The following is an 18,720-nucleotide window of genomic DNA, read 5'->3' as shown; positions in this document are numbered from 1 at the left end:
TAATCAGTTTTCATAATTTAACTTTTTTTAAAATTCAATATTTTTATTTACCATTGGAATAAAGGCCTAGAATCCATTAAAGCATTGACTTCTTTTTTTACTTTATCTATCACCTTTTCGTTTTCCGAATCTGTGATAACTTCATTTATAAAATCCGCTATTTTTATCATATCGTCTTCTTTGAGCCCTCTGGTGGTTACCGCTGCAGTTCCCAATCGAATACCTGAAGTTACAAATGGACTCCGGTCATCGTAAGGAATCATATTTTTATTACATGTTATGTCTGCTTTTTCTAATACTTTTTCGGCAGCTTTACCTGTAATATTTTTATTGTGTAAATCAATTAGCATGAGATGATTATCAGTTCCTCCTGAAATTATAGTAAAATCTCTTTCTATCAATGCTTGAGATAAAGCTTCGGCATTTTTAACGACTTGATGGGTATAAGCAAGGTATCCATCACTTAATGCTTCAATGAAAGTTATCGCTTTAGCCGCAATTATATGCTCTAAAGGTCCGCCCTGAGTTCCCGGAAAAACAGCTCCATCTAGCACTTGTGACATCATCTTTATCTCTCCTTTAGGCGTTTTATGTCCGAAGGGATTTTCAAAATCTTTACCTAACATAATCATTCCTCCTCGCGTACCTCGTAATGTTTTATGAGTTGTAGTGGTTACAATATCACAATAAGGTAGAGGATCACTTAAAATTCCTTTAGCTATTAATCCTGCAGGATGTGAAATATCAGCCATCAATATTGCTCCTATTTCATCTGCTATTTCTCTAAATTTTCGATAATCAAAATCTCTGGAATAGGCTGATGCTCCCACTATGATCATTTTAGGCTTTTCTCTCCTGGCTGTTTCAATCATATCTTCATAGTTGATGCGCCCATCATCTTTATTTACTTTATAAAAAACCGGGTTGTAATTTATTCCTGAAAAATTAACGGGAGAACCGTGAGTTAGATGTCCGCCATGGGCTAAGTCTAACCCCATTACTTTGTCACCGGGTTTTAAACAGGCTAGAAAAACGGCTGCATTTGCCTGTGCTCCGGAATGCGGCTGAACGTTTACATAAGAAGCACCAAATAACTTTTTAGCACTTTCTATGGCGATTTCTTCTATTTGGTCTATTACTTCACATCCTCCATAATATCTCCTTCCCGGATATCCTTCTGCATATTTGTTTGTTAATACAGATCCGGCGGCTTTCATTACTTCGTCGCTGACAAAATTTTCTGAGGCTATCAATTCAAGCCCTTTGGTTTGTCTTTGTTTTTCTTTTTCGATCAGTTCGAATATTGTTTTACTTTCCATAACATAGTTTACTTTATTTTCTATATGATTTTTCCCAATTCCATGCATCTTTAACCATATCTTCTAAAGAATACTTGGCTTTCCATTTTAATATTTGATTGGCTTTATCGCAACCGGCATAGATGCTTTCTACGTCTCCATTTCTTCTGCCTCCTATAACATAAGGTACTTTAACCTTATTAACCGCTTCAAAGGTATTTATTATTTCTAAAACAGAATTACCAAGCCCTGTTCCTATATTAAATACATCATGCGACAAATCTCCTTTATCTGCCAGTAAATACTCACAAGCATTTACATGAGCTTTCGCAAGATCAACCACATGAATATAGTCTCTTATGCATGTTCCATCGGCGGTGTTATAGTCGTTACCAAATACTGTCAATTCTTTTCTAATTCCAAATGCTGTTTGTGTAATAAATGGCATTAAATTACTGGGAATTCCTTTCGGCAATTCTCCAATTAAGGAAGATGAATGGGCTCCAACCGGGTTAAAATATCGTAAAGAAAGTGCTTGTAAGCTACCCGTTGCCGAAACTTTTTCTATTATATCTTCCGCCATTTGCTTGGTACTTCCGTAAGAAGATAGGGCTTTTTGAATTGGAGAGGTTTCTGTAACAGGTAATTTTTCGGGCTGTCCATATACGGTTGCAGAGGATGAAAAGACCAATTTTCTTACCTTAAATTCATTCATAACTTCCAATAGGTTCATAAGAGATATTAAATTTGACCGGTAATAGGTAAGAGGAATTTCCATAGATTCTCCTACTGATTTTTTAGCTGCAAAATGTATACAGGCAGAAATATCGTTATTATCCGTAAATACTTGATGTAATTTATTATAATCACCTATATCGTATGAATAGAATTTGGGTTTACATCCCGTAATTCTTTCTATTCTTTCTAATATAAATAATTCTGAATTACTCAAATCATCTATAATTATCGGTTCAAATCCTGATTGAATCAATTCAACTACCGTATGAGAACCTATAAATCCTAAGCCCCCAGTAATTATGATTTTAGTTTTATTCATAAGTCATGAAATTTATCTAAATATTTATTTATAATTCTTCACTCTTTTTATCCTGCTTTTATATATTACATCCGTAAGCATAGGTACTTCTTCCACTTCTACGTTATAAGTATCTAAGCCTAAAGCAGCGGTATCAGATATTCCTATATATTTGACCATGTTATAAAAGCGTAAGATAAACCTTTCTTTTAATGAAAACAAATATTCTTGATTGAAAACTCTATCTATAAGGATATATTTAAAATCTGCAGGAATATCATATTTTTTCAAAGATGGATAATTGCTTGACAAATCTATTTTTCCTGAGATTTTTAAATCTTCAAGCACTTGGCTAAAATAAATATTTATTAAAGGAACTACTTTGAATCCTAATTTAAAATTAACTTTGTATAAGGTATTGGGTATTAATTCTAATACATCATATTCAAACGTATAAGGGTTTGTATCATTTTCTACTCTAAGGAACCAATAGTAATCTGCTCTTTTAGGGTTTTTATTGACTATGGAAAATAAAATTTTTGCTTCTATTTCTTCTGATTTACCTGCTCTACTTATATATACTAAATGGGTTGAATATTTCGATATGTCTGTATCGGTTTTCATATCTTGTATAATAGGTAGATAAGGTTTTATATTTACATATTGTACGTATTTATTCTTCAATTTGCGTCCGTTATACCAAATGTACATAGAGAAAGCAATCAAACCGGCCAACATCATGGTAATCCATCCGCCTTCTTCAAATTTCAACGCATTGGCATAGAAAAATCCTCCTTCAATGATAAAATATATGATTGCAAATAGTAAAATAAAAAATATATTTACTTTTTTGCTATATAAATAGAAAAGTAATAAAATGGTTGTCATCAGCATGGTGATGGTAATTGCCAAACCATAGGCCGCCTCCATTTTAGAAGATTCTTTAAAATAAAATACTACAAAAATACAGGATATGAGTAATCCCCAATTTATGGCCGGAACATACATTTGACCTTTTTCATGGGTGGGATATTCAATTTTTTGCCTCGGCCAAAAGTCCAACGACATAGCCTCGCTAAATATCGTATAAGATCCTGTTATTAAGGCTTGGCTTGCTATGACCGCTGCCAAGGTAGCCATCCCTACTCCAATGATTACAAAGTTATCGGGCATCATCATAAAAAATGGGTTTCCTCCACTAGCTGCTTCTACAGGATGTGACAGAATCCATGCGCCTTGTCCGAGATAGTTTATGATTAAACAAATTTTTACAAAGCCCCAACTTATCCTGATGTTTTTAATTCCACAATGTCCCAAATCGGAATATAATGCTTCGGCTCCGGTGGTACACAGAAATACAGCACCCATAATTAGTAAAATCATATGTTTAGCTTCTAATGCAGTTTCTGCACTGTCTCTCACAATAAGCATTAACTTAACAGCATAATAGGGATTTATGGCTTTTATTACATATAAATTAGGTATAAATTGAATAGCACCCAGTAATAACAACATGATAAACCAGAGGGTCATGATCGGTCCGTAAAATTTCCCTATGGACTGGGTTCCAAATTGTTGAACGACAAAAAGAACTATAAGTATAAATATGGTAATGGGTATGACTTCTGTATTGGGATTATAACTTTTAAGTCCTTCTACTGCCGACATAATGGTCATTGAAGGAGTAATTACTCCATCAGAAACTAACGTTGCGGCTCCTAAAATGGCTACAATATACAGCCATTTATTCTTCATCTTTTTGACCAACGAATACAAAGCTAGAATTCCACCTTCTCCATTATTATCAGCTCGTAACGCTATTACCACATACTTTAGGGTTGTTTGCAATGTTAACGTCCAAATGATGCAAGATAAAGCCCCTATGATAAAATCTTCTGAAATATGATCTGTGTGATTGGCGGCAACTATGGCTCTCATTACATATAATGGAGAGGTTCCTATATCACCAAAAACTATCCCGATGGTAACTACTAAACCTATAAAAGTAAGTTTAGATTTCTTAGAATCAATCTGCTGCACAATTAGTTATTTTAATTTACTACTAATTTGCAAAGTTATATTTTTTTTAAGTTAAATTTTTTTATATACTGTTAATTTAATTAAAATAGAACCGGAAATTTAGCTCATTAATTTAACTTCAATGTTGCCAGTACCGGATAATGATCGGAAATTGTAATTGTTTTATCTACATAACATTGCATCGGCGTAAAGCTATTACTTGCAAATATATAATCAATTCTAATGGGATAATAATAATCATAAAAAGTCCATCCTAAACCTTTCCCACTTTCTTCAAAAACATCTGTCAAATCTTTTTTCAAGGTAAAATATTCATACGATAAGGGTACCGAATTTAAGTCTCCACACACAAGTACGGGATAGGGTGATTCTTTTATATATTTTGAAAGTAAATCTATTTGAACTTGATGTTTTTGAAAACCTTTTATTAATTTTTCCGTTATCAGTTCCAAATTATCTCCAAAATGTTTTAGGCTGTTGGCTTTGAATAAATTTTTAGAAAGATTCATGGGTTCTAAATATATGCTGAAACATCTTATTATATCCTGATCTTTCTGTATATCTACCAAGCATGCAAATCCATTACCCGGCAGTATTATTTTTTGTTCATTTATAATGGGATATTTTGATGATATGCCAATTAAATCAAAGGCTGCATTATAGCGTTCAGCTAAAAATATTTCTTTTGATCTCCACTGTCTGGTATAGATTTCGTGAAAAAATGCAATATCAATATCTTTTTGATGAATATAGTTTTCCAGGGCTCGTAAGTCTTTATTATCATTTGCATATCTAATATTATAGGTTAAAATTTTAAGTTCATTATTCCGAATCGGTTGATTATTCATTTCCCCAAAATGAACGTATTTTTTTATAGGAAACAGTAAAAAAAGGGTGATAATAAAGAAGGGTACAAAAATTAATTGTCTTTTAATAAGCCAAAATATAGTGAACAAACAATAAAGAGCAATTAGTATGGGATATATAAGAGCCAGTAAGCCTAAATATGGAAATGTCTTGGGTTCAATAAATTTATTAAAATAAGTCAGAAACAGTAAAATAGCTATACTAAGATGTATTATAAGAATTAGATAATTTAATTTGTTCTTTTTTATAAACATCATATTCTTAACTATTTCATTTGGAAGAATTAAATAAAAATTCTTTTTCCTGTTTCGTCAAACTATCATATCCGCTTTTTGAAATTTTATCCAATATAGTATCGATCTGTTTTTGTTTCTTTACTTTGTTATAATTAAATTCTTCATCCGATAAAGGTCTGGAGTGATGCGATGTATATTGCTTTTTATCGCTTTTTTCAATTTTAAATTTAGGTTTATCTAGTTTTTTAAAATAAGCTCCGACATGGCTGAAAATCTTCTTAAAATTGGGAATAGGAAATACTAGAAAATCATTTCCTTTTTGGAAAGACTTCATATAAAAAAAACCAAAACTTGCAGCTGCTATTCTAGCTATAAATACTCCGATAAGTTCATTATAGTTGAGCAAATTAACAACATCAAAAAGCACAAACACTATTCCAACGACATAAAGAGGCAGTTGATAGGGTATGGGAAATAGGGATATTTGCATTTTTGGATTGTATGAAATTATTGCAAATAAGCAACTATAAACACCCAACATTCCACCTTCTAAAAGGGTATATTCCTGATCGGCAACTACATTTGTAAGTAAAAAAGCTATACAACCGATTAAATTGCCATAAATGAAAAATTTTAAAAAACTTGATCCACTAAAATATATTCTGAAAATTTTTTCCACGAAATAAATAATCATTGCGGCAATTAATAAATCCCAAAGATTAGTATATATAAATGGAAAGGTTATAATAGTCCAAATAAATGGAAGAAAATTATTTACAGAAACCAAAACATATGAGGTTATTGAAAAATCAAACGTTTTAATTAATAAAAAGTTTAAAATCCAATAAAAAAATGAAAACAACACAGAGATGAAAATGAGTTTAATTCCTTCTGTTCCATTTTTATAATAATCCCATATATTTATCATCTTTTTGTCCATACAACTGATTTAATTCCAACGATATCTGTTTTTTAGCCAATGACGAGTCAAAAAATATCCAAAAACGGCTCCTCCTAAATGAGCAAAATGTGCTACATTATCTCCTTGCGATTGTTGAATTCCTAAATATAATTCTAATAAAACCATAATCGGAATAAAATATTTAGCCTTCATTGGAATCGGTGGAAAGATTAACATTAATACGGAATTAGGAAACATCACTCCAAAGGCTACTAAAATCCCATAAATGGCTCCACTGGCTCCCACCATTGGGGTGACTAAATCTACATATAGCTTGCTTGCAATGTATTGATTAGTCCCTTGAGGCAAAGTATTCAACCATGCATATGCTTTTTGTTCCACATTATTATTTGATATTTCATAACTTAATTTTGCGTATTTGCCAACTTCGTTTAAAGGAACATTGGCAGACACTAAAGAATCATACACTTGCTTGAATTCAAAATAATTAACTAAATTGAATAAAGCAAAAGCTCCTAACCCACAAACGAAATACAAGATCAAATATTTTTTAGCTCCTAAAGACTGTTCTACAGCAGATCCAAACATCCACAGGGAAAACATGTTGAAGAAAAAATGTGTAAATCCTCCATGCATAAACATATGAGAAATTATTTGATACCAATGAAAATTGGGGGATAAAGGGAAATATGCTCCAAAAAGAACCGTGAGATCTATCCCGCGAGTAGATAATATATATGTTGCTATAAAAAACAGAGTGTTTAATAGTAAAAGATTTTTAGTTACCGCTGGTATGGTTCTATTCATTATTTTAAAAAATTAATTGTTCTAAATGATGGTTATTAATCGAAATTTGGCATGGGCAATATTTCATAATTTCTTTTTCCAAAAGGATTAAATTTAGGACATCCTAAAGTTATGAAATTCTCCCAAATAGGTAAGAAATGTGACGGTTGTATAAATTCATTTCTTTTTCTGGCAGAAACTTTTGAAATTGTTTTACTAAAAAATATAGAAAATTCTTCTTCGGAATGTTCAGATAATTCACTTAATAAATAGTCAATTAATTCAATTATTTTTTCCTGCATAACATCTGATGGTATTGCTGTTATCGTCAGTAAATCTTCTTCAATTTCCATATCTAATCCCTCCGCAAATAATGCGGTTTTAATTGAATCTAATTTCTCTTTTTCAAGATCATATACCGGTCTTTCTATGGGAAACAATAATTGTTGACTTAAGACATTCCCTTTCGAGTTTTTGATATGATTTTCATATAAAACTGTCTGATGTATTCTATAGGGATCCAAAATCCATACATTGGAATCTTTTTCAGTAATCCATCTCCCATTGGATAATCGTAATAGTGAAGATTCGGTGATAGTTTCACTAGGATTATCAAACATTTCAGAAGTTAAAATTTCTTGTCTGGAGGATGTATATAATTCATGCAAATTGACTTTTTCGGCACGTGACGGTTTACTGGCTGTACTATCAAACGGATTATAGGACGAATTAATATTTATTTTAGGTTCAACAATGGGAGTATCTTTTTTATTTAAGGAAAAACTCCAATCAGGATTTTGATCAAAATCTAAGCTTGGTACAACATTATAAACCCCAAGGGATTTTTTTATGGCTGTTCTTAATAAAGCATATATTGACGCCTCGTCTTCAAATTTAATTTCAGTCTTTGTCGGATGAATATTAACATCTATTCTTTCAGGATCAATCTGTATATAAAGAAAAAATGAAGGCAAAAACCGTGGCGGGATCAATCCTTCAAAAGCATCCTGTACCGCCTTATTTAAATAGGTCGATCTAAAAAACCTTTGATTAACGAAAAAAAATTGTTCACCTCGTGCTTTTTTAGCACCTTCCGGTTTTCCTATAAATCCATTTAATTTTATCCAATCTAATTGTTCTGCAATTGGGATTAATTGATGTTGAATTTTTCTGCCGAAGATCTCTGAAATTCTTTGCAACAAACTTCCTGAACGAAGTCTGAACATTTCTTCGTCATTATTAAATAATTGGAACTGTATATCTTCATGTGCTAAAGCAACTCTATGGAATTCGTCTAAAATATGCCTAAATTCAACAGAATTGGATTTTAGAAATTTTCTTCTTGCCGGCACATTAAAAAATAAATTTTTAATTAAAAATGTGGATCCTACTGCTGTATTTACGGGAAGTTGAGAAATGATATTTCCCCCTTCAATAATAATATGAGTACCCAATTCATCTTCCTCTTTACGAGTTTTTAATTCAACTTGAGATACTGCTGCTATGGAGGCTAATGCTTCTCCTCTAAAGCCTTTGGTATGAATATGAAATATATCTTCTGTAGTTGTTATTTTTGAGGTTGCATGTCTTTCAAATGACATTCTTGCATCAGTTACGCTCATTCCCACCCCATTATCAACTACCTGAATTAGATTTCGACCCGCTTCTTTTATGATTAGTTGAATTTGCGTTGCTTTTGCATCGATAGCATTTTCTAAAAGTTCTTTTACTACAGAAGAAGGTCTTTGTACTACTTCTCCTGCCGCTATCTGATTGGATACATTATCCGGAAGTAAGTGTATTATATCAGGCATACTACAAAGTTATTAAAACTATTAGAAACCTCATCGCATCCTTTTACTAATTAAAAAAATGAAAGAACAATTATTTAATTAGCAATTATTTAAAAAATGCTAAATTTATTTAACAAAAACTAATCAGTAGCCTATCTCTTTCAAATAATCTGCTTTTTTATTGGTAAATTTTTTTCTTTGTTATAAAAATCAACAAAATTTTCATACCCGATGTATTTACATAATAAATCTAATATATGTCGGTTGGGTTCTCCTGTAGCTTTTTCTCTTCCTCCTATATATTTATCGTAATATCTTATAAAGGTCTTTTCACTAATACATGTCTTATATTCTTTTTCGATTTTAGAGGAAATATGTTTTGAAAGAGGAGTTTTCAACACAAGTAACGATTCTTTTTTAGCTTTATTAAAAGCCGCATAAACTATCTTCTTAATTACTTCTTTATATCCCATACTTTAATTCTAATAGTTAGTTAATACCTTTTTGCAACCAATAAAAAAGAAGCAAAATTTGTTAAATGTCTTTAAAAAGTCTTTAGTATGTCTTTATTTTACTTTATATTATCAGTTACTTTGTATTTGAATTTTGTTAGTATATTTCACAGCAAAGGTACTAAATGTATTCTAATAAGGAATAAACAAGTAGTAGTATTTTAATAGATTTGGGAAGCCTATTAAATAACTGCCACTTAGTATTGCTTGCTTCCCTAATGCATAACTGTATTTTAAATGCTAGAAAACAACTAATTAGTTATCTAAAAATTTTTAGATACATTTTTTATTAAGTAAAAATTAAATAAACAATAAACATGAAAAAAATATCAATATCTATAGTAAGTTTATCTTTAAGCTTATTTATAACATCATGCAACGACGATTATAGCGATATCCCAATGCAAAAAACTTTATCTGCAGAAAATACATTAAATAGTCAGACACAAAAGAGGAAAATAATTCCGAAAATACAGAGATTGGAATTTATAGGATTGATATGGATATCAGCGGGGAAACTGCTCAGAATCCGGTAAGAAAAATGGATATCAGTGGAGAAACTGCTCAGAATCCCGTAAGAAGAATGGATATTAGCGGAGAAACTGCTCAGAATCCCGTAAGAAGAATGGATATTAGCGGAGAAACTGCTCAGAATCCCGTAAGAAGAATGGATATTAGCGGAGAAACTGCTCAGAATCCCGTAAGAAGAATGGATATTAGCGGAGAAACTGCTCAGAATCCCGTAAGAAGAATGGATATTAGCGGAGAAACTGCTCAGAATCCCGTAAGAAGAATGGATATTAGCGGAGAAACTGCTCAGAATCCAGTTAGATAATTCATTCTAATTCTAAAAAATGATTGAATTTCAAAAAAATAAAATATTTTAATTCTATCTATAATTTATAGATATTTATACGGCAAGGAATACATGTATTCCTTGTCTTTTTTTTACTTAATAAATATATAATTCTTAATACATAATAAGTTTCAATATTATAAGTTAATATTTTTATATTTAGTAAATAATGAAAACTTATATTATATATTTATCCTATATTGTTGTTTTATTGCTATATTTTCCTTCATGCAAAGATTTTACTATACGAAAAAAGAAATCTGATAGTTCAATTAAAAAATCAAAAATATATAATACTCCTTTTACTTATTATACCAATGAAACCATTCAATTAACGTATAAAGAAATATATAGGCTAAAAAAAGAAAAGAATAATGGACTTTTAGCCAATATTTATTTTCAAATGGGTCATTATTATTTAAACAAAAATAAAAGTGATAGCTCATTTTATTATTTCAATCATGCAAAAGAAGCCTATTTACTTGATAATAATAATGTCTTTATCGGTAAAAGTTTAATAGATATGGCCATCATCCAGGCGAATGAAGGAGATTACATAGGAAGTGAAGAGACCGCAGTTGAAGCATTACGATATATTAAAAAAACTCAACATAATGCTTCCTTATCTGCTGTATATAATTGTTTAGCCATATCTAAAACTGAACAAAAAGATTACGATCAAGCCATAAAATATTATAATTTGGCATTAAAATTTTCAACCAGTAAAATATCTGTTATCAACATAAAAAACAATGAGGCGGTAGTTAATATTAAAGCCGGAAATTATGATAATGCCATTAAAATTTTAACTAAGTTAATTAACGATTCTTTTTTAAATAATCTCCCCCTTCATAAAGCTCGTATAACTGATAACTTAGCTTATGCAAAATGGCTGGATAATCCAAATTATAAGGCGGATAAAGATCTTTATCAAGCCTTAAAAATAAGAGAAAAAGCATCTGATTCCATCGGACAAATTGCTAATCATTATCATTTATCGGAATACTATGAAAAAACAAGTATTAAAAAAGCAATTTTTCATGCAAATAAAATGTATGATATTGCTTTAAAATTAGGGAATATAGATGACCAACTTGCGGCGATGCAAAAAATTATTCTTTTAGATACACCTTCTACGCATGAAAAAAATTATTTTAATTCTTATATTAGATTAAATGATGAAATCAATTTTAAAAGAATTCGAGCCAAAAACCAATTTGCTTTAATTCGTTATGAAGTAGAACGTAATAAAGAAGAAAATGCATTACTGAAAGCTGAAAACGCTCAAAAAAACTATTTGCTATTACAACAAAATGTAACGATTGGTTCTATTATAATTTTAGCATTAATAATTGTAATATTAGTAATATTTTGGCATAAAAGAAGAAATGCTAAATTTAGACAAGAAAAAATTGAAGAAGTCCATCGAACTAAATTGAAATATTCTAAAAAAATCCATGATGAAGTAGCCAATGGTATTTACTTTTTGATGGTTCAACTTCAAAATAATTCAGATGTAAAACCAACAAAGATAATTGATGAATTGGACCAATTATATCTTAAATCAAGAGATATCTCGCATGATTCAGATTATAAAATTGGTTTAATTGAAGAATTTTCAATTACTTTACGAAATATGATTAAACCTTATGGTTCAAAAGATACCCGAATAATATTAATTGGTAATGAATCTCATATTTGGGATAATATTCCAAACAATAAAAAAGAGGATTTATATTATATCCTTAAAGAATTAATGACTAATATGAAAAAACATAGTCAAGCTGATATTGTTACATTAAAATTTAAAAAAGAAGATTATATCATTTCCATTGAATATTCAGATAATGGCGTGGGTTTTGCCGGTTCAGGTGCCAAACCACTCGCAGATTTAAAAAACATAAAAGACAGATTACACCCCAAAAAAGGTCATTATATTATTGATCGCAACAAAAAGACCGGCTGCTCAATAAAAATTTTATATTCAATATCTAATTAATAGTAATGTTAAAAAAAATACTTATTTCAGAAGATTTTGACAGTTACAACATAGGGATAAAAAAAACTGTTGAGGAATTAAAAATTCCTATTATTGACCAGGCTTTTTATTGTGATGATGCTTTACTTAAAATCAAAAGAGCAATTATGGATCATGATCCCTATGATCTATTAATAACCGATTTATCTTTTGCTTCTGATTATAGAGAACAAAAATTGGAAGGAGGCGAGGATTTAATATTAGCAGCTAAAAACGAACAACCTGATCTTAAAGTTATCGTTTTTTCGATTGAAAATAGGTTTCATAAAATTAAATCTATGTTCGACAGGTATAAAATTAATGGATTTGTAACCAAAGGCAGAAATGACACCAAAGAATTACATAAAGCAATTATATCGGTAAATCAAAATGAAACCTATATTTCCAACGATAATTACAAAACTACTCAAAATAATTTATACGAATTATCGGAATATGACATCAATTTATTAAAATTACTTTCTCAAGGAAATACTCAAAAAGAGGTGGAACAACATTTAAAAGAAAATCAAATTGTGCCTAATAGTGAAAGTTCAATAGAAAAGAGGCTTGCCTTATTAAGGGCATCTTTTAATGCAAAAGACACTAAACAATTATTAAGTTTAATTATTGAATTAGGGATAATTTAAAAATTTTTGAGTTTTAGATGATTTTTAGTTCAGATACTTTGATGATGTACTTTTTATCTAATGGAATAAAATTCCAGTCTTTTTTAATCTGTTTTTAAAATAATGAATTCTTACTTACAACATATTTTTTCTAATACAGAAGTAATTAATTTTTTAATATATATATTTAGAAATTTACTGATATGAATCTTTAAATTCCTTAAAAGGAATTTTTAATTGAAAATTCTTAGGAATATCATTTCCTAAATCCGATTCCGAATTTTTAATGCTTACCCCTATCAATCTAATTTTCTTATCCAAGTCAAGTGAATAGAGTAATTCCAGAGCAATTTTATAGAGTTGAGGAAAATCTGTTATAAAACTCGTTATGGTTTTACTTCGCGAAATTATTTTAAAATCAGAGAATTTTATCTTTAAAGTAACGGTACGGCCTTTAAAAGAATTTTTATTCATTCTGTGAATTACATCTCTACAGATAGTTTCTAATTCCGCATACAATCGAGGTAAAGAATTTGTATCTTCCATAAATGTATTTTCTGAACCTACTGATTTTCGTATTCTATTGGGATTTACTTCCCGATTATCAATTGCTCTCGCATTTAAATAGTATAAACTCCCGTGTTTACCAAATAGCTTTATAAGATCTTCTTCAGATTTTTTTTTCAAATCTAAACCGGTATTTATCCCTATTTGATGCATTTTTTCGGCAGTTTTTTTTCCTATTCCGAAAAAATCTTCAATTTTAAGGTTTTCTACAAATTTTTCTGCCTTTTGAGGAGTAATTATAAATAAGCCATTGGGCTTATTATAATCAGAAGCTATTTTTGCAAGGAATTTATTGAAGGATACACCTGCAGAAGCTGTCAATCCGGTTTCTTTAAAAATCTTATTTTTAATTTCCTTTGCGATATCCCTTGCAAATTCCATATTTTTAAAATTATAGGTTACATCTAAAAATGCTTCATCTAACGATAAGGGTTCTACTAAATCGGTATATTGAAAAAAAATGTCTCTAATTTGTTTTGAAACAGAACGATAAATCTCAAAACGGGCGGAAGTAAAAATAAGGCCGGGACATCGTTGAATTGCTTGTTTGGAGGACATTGCTGAACGAACGCCAAATTTTCTTGCTTCATAACTGGCGGCAGCAACTACTCCTCTTTCTCCTGCAAATCCAACGGCCAAAGGTTTCCCTCTAAATTCCTCATGATCTCTTTGCTCGATTGAGGCATAGAATGCATCCATATCTATATGAATTATCTTACGCACAATGACAAAGTTACAAAAGGTGTTTACTTAAAATCAACAAAAATATTATTTTTGTGTAAACTTTATTTATATGTTCCAAGTTATATGATCCGTTTTTAAATAAAATACAAATACGTAAATCAAAAAATAATTGAATTTACCTATGATTTATTTCTTACGAATTATAATTTAATCTTTATAGTACTTATTTTATGGGTAATCCACTCTAATAATAGTTATACATTTTCAAACATTTCTTATTGGAAAGTATAGTAGTATTAGTTTCGTTTAAATTATACTATAATTTAAAAAAGTTAATTTATTAAAATCTATTAAATAATTGTATATTTATCATTTAGGATTTTTTATTAAAACCTTTTGAAAAAAATTATACTTTACATAAAAAATAATGATATCATATTTCAGTATTTTCAAATTAAAATATAGTTACTATAAAATGTAACCATTTTATAATAAAAAAGTTATAATATGTTTTATAAAATAAAATGGCATGATTTATGACGAAATTATTTTTTAAAATTTTTTAAAAAATTTTAGCTATCCATATGAAATTATATTGTTTAACCCTCATATTACTTATTAGTTTACTAAGTTGTAAGAAAGAAGATAACAAAAAAATAAACGCTATACCTGAAAAAAATGTTACTAATGTAACTTCTATTTCAGACACAACCGGCACACATCATAATAATTCAAAAGATACTACTATACATCACGGTAAAAAAGATTCTTTAACTAAACCTGCTCATCCTAATAATAAAAATTCTTATAAATCAGACAGTGTCGCTAAGAAAAATAAAGATCAAGATAAATATACCGAAACTAGACATAAACATAAAGGAATCGTAAAAGATTCCTCAGATAAATACTATATATATTTATCCTTAGATGATGGTCCTCAGTTACCGGGCACGCATAATTGTAAAAGTATCTTGGAAAAGTACAATGTTAGAGCTACTTTTTTCATGATAGGTGTTCACAATACGGGAATAGTAAGAGAACAGTTAGTGGATTCCATAAACAATAACCCATTATTTATCGTTTGCAATCATAGTGATACCCATGCTAATAATAAATATAGTTTATTTTATAAGAATGCTAAAAGTGCTCTACAGGATTTTTTACGGGCTGAAAGTAAATTAAATCTTAAACATAAAATAGCTCGACTTCCCGGCAGAAATACTTGGGCGGTTAATCATCAGATTAAAGGCGAATCTTCTGCGTTCAATGTTGCCAAAAAACTCGACTCTATAGGTTATTCTGTATATGGTTGGGATTTGGAATGGAGATTTGTTCATAGTAACATTCCGGTTGAAAGTGCTACTGAAATGATAAAAAAAGTTAAAAATACTTTGAAAAACGGTAGAACACATAGTCCTAATTCCATAGTAATTCTAGTTCATGACAGAATGTTTGATAAACCGCAATATGCTGATTCTTTACAGAAATTTATTTCTGTATTGAAAAGCGATAAACATTACATATTTGAAACTCTTGATAAATACCCTATTTTATCTTTAGAAAAAAATTAATTATATTTTTTCGATAAGATTTTTAAATAAATATTTGTTGAAAAATTAGTAGTGGATTTTAGTATTAATTGTATTTAAATTTTAAAAATTGTTTATTTTTAGTACTAAATACTTTTATAAGGATTTTTTATTTTCCGTTATATTGATTCATAGTATTATTTAAACCTGAAAAAATAAAGGATAGTATTGCATCTGTGCTAATATCGATTCTTTCATTAAGAACTTTTTTTTCTTCTTCGTTCCACTCCCCTAAAACATATTCAATTTGTTTACCTTTTACATAGTTATTACCGATTCCAAAACGAAATCGCGGGTATTGTTGCGTTTGTAACTTTTCTTCGATACTTTTCAATCCATTATGCCCCGCACTGCTTCCTTTGGATTTTATACGAATAGTTCCAAATGGTAGGCTTAAATCATCACAAATAATTAAGCAATTCTCAAGCTTAATTTTTTCTTTAGTAACCCAATATTTAACTGAATTACCGCTTAAATTCATATAAGTATCAGGCTTTAGTATAAAAGTTTTTCTCCCTTTATATGAAGTTTCACAAACTTGACCGAAATTTTGTGCTTTAAAACTACCTCCAAGTTTTTCAACTAGTCTATCAACCAGTAAAAAACCTATATTATGCCGAGTATTGCTATATTTTTCTCCTATATTTCCTAAGCCTACAATCAGGTATTTATTCATAAAATTTCGATTTTTGTCGTACTACTATAAGAAAAAATCAGTATTTTTTCTTATAGTATTTTTTTATTCTTAAAAGTTCAAAAGGAAGTTTTAAAGAATAAGAAAATTTAACTTTGGAATCTCCCACATCTCTCCAGGCTTCTAGAGGGATTTCTTTTGCTCTCTTTTCAACATTTTCTTTACCAACTATATTCATGAATTTAAAGAAAATTTCTATATCAAAACTCCAATTAGATATAAATGGATCAGCAAATATCTTTTTAGCTATATCTTGAGAGAATGCTTTGGCTCCACATTGAGTATCATAAACCGGCAAATCTAACATGGTACTGGATAAGGTAGCAAAAATTCTTCCAATTAAATGACGATGCAATTTTCTTTTTATTTGCGAACCGATTCTTCTGACTCTTGATCCGAATACAAAAATAATATTTTCGTTCATGTATGAACATATACGACTATATTCTTCAACAGAAGTAGCTAAATCGGCATCTAAATATCCTAAAATATCAAAATTTTTCCACATAAAAGCTTCATTGATCCCGGTAAAAATTGCTGCTGCTTTCCCTGCATTTTGCTTTTTATCAACAATTAAAACTTTATCTGGAAATTTTTGATACAATTCATTTAATATTTTTAATGTTTGATCCGAGCTGCCATCATTTACAAAACAAAATGAAAGATTATTTTCTTCTGCTAAACTTTTTTCAAATTCTTTGACAGGCAACCTGAATTCTTCATTATAACAAGGAACAACTACACAATTAGTTTTCATGATTTATATATTATATATTAATTATTTAATTATGATCGCTTTTTTATTAAAATATTCTGCCATGGATGCATTATAAAAATGTTTTGGATCATGGCTTAAATCAGAATGATATATAATTAGTGGTTTTGTTTGAATTGGTGATAAATATATAGTATCTTCTTTAGATTTCTGAATAATCTCGTATCTTTCACGAACTTCTTCTTTATATTTTTGGGCTTTACCACTAACGATATCATCGTATGAATTATAAATATTATTGCTTAAATCATATACTTCATTATCTCTAATGGCAAAAATATAACCTAAAACTAAAATTAGCAAAGAAATATTTAGTAAAAAACGTGGCACATGTATTTTACTGATGAAAGGTTCTCTGATTAATTTGCAACATATAATCATTACAACAATCAAAATACTTAAAAAGATTACATTGACCGTGCGTAGTGGCGGATAACTTCCTAGAGTATATATACTTGGAAAGCATCCGATAAATATGAGTAATAAAAATAAAAGTATATAAAAATAATAAGGAAGTGAAAGTAAAGAAAATTTCATTTTTTGTAATGATTTTCTAAAGCTGTAGAAAGCCAAAAATATAATTAAAAATGAAAGGGCTGCATATCTAATAATTATAACTGTTGTTTTTCTAAGAGATCTTAAAATAATTTCCGTAAAGGAATAAGGATTAAACACGGAATGAGAACGTTCGTGATTTCCCGGTGCTATTAATATAAAAATCGTTAACAGTACAGTCCAAAGTAATAGATAAAAATATATAGTAAATAATTTTCTAGTTTTAAAAAAGTTATAAGTAAACAATAAGAAATTAAAGATCAGCAAATAAATCATGGATATTTCATTACAGCCTATAATAAGAAATATCAATAAATAGAGAAATACATTCCTTAATTTTAATTGTTCGGTACTCTTAGCACAAAATCCTATATAAAATAGAAATAATATATTGCCCAAATGATAGGTAGCAGAACCGGAAAGCCAATAAAAGGCTGAATTAATCCCGGGTAATTGAAATATATAAATAAAAGAAAATAACGAGGCTAGTTTAACAGATAAGATCTTATCTTTTACCAGCTGATAAAACATAAAATAGGAAGCAAAGATAAAAAGCAAGATCATCAACACAGAAATCACTCTATATCCTAAGAAACTTCCCCAATGGATGGGATCTGTAATTAAAACTGCAGTAGCTGTATATCTACTCCCCCAATGCATATATTCATAATATTCTATACCCAAAAAAGTATCTTTATCTAATTTTATAGCGTAATTAAAATCGTCCGCCGAAGGTTCATTAAAAAAAGAAAGATATAGCAATGGAAGGGTTGCCACAAATAATAATAGGATAATGAGTTTATCAAAAATACTAAATGTGCGCGATTGACTCATGTAATACGTATAAAATAAAATATTGGATAA

General features: G+C 29.4%; 16 protein-coding genes. 4 read left to right on the top strand and 12 right to left on the bottom strand.

Annotated features, from left to right (window positions below; all coding sequences use genetic code 11):
* Positions 1–47 precede the first annotated feature (47 nt).
* The 8 genes from glyA to G8C43_RS08785 form a co-directional block, all read right to left on the bottom strand.
* Positions 48–1,319 (bottom strand): serine hydroxymethyltransferase, encoded by a 1,272-nt coding sequence (gene glyA, locus G8C43_RS08820; protein WP_166005541.1) that lies wholly within the window; start codon positions 1,317–1,319, stop codon positions 48–50.
* A 13-nt stretch (positions 1,320–1,332) separates the two neighbouring features.
* Positions 1,333–2,355: a UDP-glucose 4-epimerase GalE gene (galE, locus tag G8C43_RS08815; protein ID WP_166005539.1), complete on the bottom strand. Its 1,023-nt coding sequence runs from the start codon at positions 2,353–2,355 to the stop codon at positions 1,333–1,335.
* Between the two features lie 24 nt (positions 2,356–2,379).
* The gene (locus G8C43_RS08810; protein ID WP_255466928.1) at positions 2,380–4,374 is read right to left on the bottom strand and encodes a KUP/HAK/KT family potassium transporter; all 1,995 of its coding nucleotides are present in this window, start codon (positions 4,372–4,374) and stop codon (positions 2,380–2,382) included.
* Positions 4,375–4,481: 107 nt separating this feature from the next.
* Positions 4,482–5,222 carry an endonuclease/exonuclease/phosphatase family protein gene (locus tag G8C43_RS08805; RefSeq protein WP_166005537.1) on the bottom strand — a complete coding sequence of 247 codons (741 nt, stop codon included), beginning with the start codon at positions 5,220–5,222 and terminating at the stop codon, positions 4,482–4,484.
* Between the two features lie 289 nt (positions 5,223–5,511).
* A complete protein-coding gene (locus G8C43_RS08800; RefSeq protein WP_166005535.1) occupies positions 5,512–6,417 on the bottom strand; it encodes a rhomboid family intramembrane serine protease in 906 nt (301 codons plus the stop codon).
* A gap of 9 nt (positions 6,418–6,426) precedes the next feature.
* Positions 6,427–7,206, bottom strand: a complete 780-nt coding sequence (locus G8C43_RS08795) for a rhomboid family intramembrane serine protease (RefSeq protein ID WP_160542676.1) — start codon at positions 7,204–7,206, stop codon at positions 6,427–6,429.
* Between the two features lie 35 nt (positions 7,207–7,241).
* Positions 7,242–8,999 (bottom strand): DNA mismatch repair endonuclease MutL, encoded by a 1,758-nt coding sequence (mutL, locus tag G8C43_RS08790; protein ID WP_166005533.1) that lies wholly within the window; start codon positions 8,997–8,999, stop codon positions 7,242–7,244.
* A 140-nt stretch (positions 9,000–9,139) separates the two neighbouring features.
* Positions 9,140–9,451 (bottom strand): hypothetical protein, encoded by a 312-nt coding sequence (locus G8C43_RS08785; protein WP_160542678.1) that lies wholly within the window; start codon positions 9,449–9,451, stop codon positions 9,140–9,142.
* Between the two features lie 538 nt (positions 9,452–9,989).
* Here G8C43_RS08785 and G8C43_RS08780 point away from each other — a divergent pair.
* The 3 genes from G8C43_RS08780 to G8C43_RS08770 all read left to right on the top strand — a co-directional run bounded on the left by G8C43_RS08780 (position 9,990) and on the right by G8C43_RS08770 (position 13,013).
* On the top strand, positions 9,990–10,325 hold the full coding sequence (locus G8C43_RS08780; protein WP_166005531.1) for a hypothetical protein: 336 nt from the start codon (positions 9,990–9,992) through the stop codon (positions 10,323–10,325).
* Between the two features lie 190 nt (positions 10,326–10,515).
* A complete protein-coding gene (locus G8C43_RS08775) occupies positions 10,516–12,345 on the top strand; it encodes a tetratricopeptide repeat-containing sensor histidine kinase (protein ID WP_166005529.1) in 1,830 nt (609 codons plus the stop codon).
* Between the two features lie 5 nt (positions 12,346–12,350).
* The gene (locus G8C43_RS08770) at positions 12,351–13,013 is read left to right on the top strand and encodes a response regulator transcription factor (RefSeq protein WP_160542681.1); all 663 of its coding nucleotides are present in this window, start codon (positions 12,351–12,353) and stop codon (positions 13,011–13,013) included.
* A gap of 174 nt (positions 13,014–13,187) precedes the next feature.
* Here G8C43_RS08770 and dinB read toward each other — a convergent pair whose 3' ends face one another.
* On the bottom strand, positions 13,188–14,282 hold the full coding sequence (gene dinB, locus G8C43_RS08765; RefSeq protein WP_166005527.1) for a DNA polymerase IV: 1,095 nt from the start codon (positions 14,280–14,282) through the stop codon (positions 13,188–13,190).
* A gap of 545 nt (positions 14,283–14,827) precedes the next feature.
* Between dinB and G8C43_RS08760 the strand changes: the two genes are divergently transcribed.
* A complete protein-coding gene (locus tag G8C43_RS08760) occupies positions 14,828–15,814 on the top strand; it encodes a polysaccharide deacetylase family protein (RefSeq protein ID WP_166005525.1) in 987 nt (328 codons plus the stop codon).
* A 127-nt stretch (positions 15,815–15,941) separates the two neighbouring features.
* Here the strand turns inward: G8C43_RS08760 and pth are convergent, their stop codons facing one another.
* From pth to G8C43_RS08745, 3 genes are read right to left on the bottom strand one after another with little or no spacing between them, the layout of a single operon-like run.
* Positions 15,942–16,508 carry an aminoacyl-tRNA hydrolase gene (pth, locus tag G8C43_RS08755; RefSeq protein WP_166005523.1) on the bottom strand — a complete coding sequence of 189 codons (567 nt, stop codon included), beginning with the start codon at positions 16,506–16,508 and terminating at the stop codon, positions 15,942–15,944.
* A gap of 37 nt (positions 16,509–16,545) precedes the next feature.
* Complete coding sequence (locus G8C43_RS08750; protein ID WP_166005521.1) at positions 16,546–17,283, bottom strand: glycosyltransferase; 738 nt, start codon at positions 17,281–17,283, stop codon at positions 16,546–16,548.
* Positions 17,284–17,304: 21 nt separating this feature from the next.
* On the bottom strand, positions 17,305–18,690 hold the full coding sequence (locus G8C43_RS08745) for a DUF6056 family protein (RefSeq protein WP_166005518.1): 1,386 nt from the start codon (positions 18,688–18,690) through the stop codon (positions 17,305–17,307).
* Positions 18,691–18,720: the final 30 nt, after the last annotated feature.

This window comes from Apibacter sp. B2966 (genome assembly GCF_011082485.1).
In the GTDB taxonomy this organism is placed as follows: Bacteria; Bacteroidota; Bacteroidia; order Flavobacteriales; family Weeksellaceae; genus Apibacter.
The sequence above is the reverse complement of the archived record's forward strand: the minus strand, read 5'-3'. Positions and strand labels throughout refer to the sequence as shown.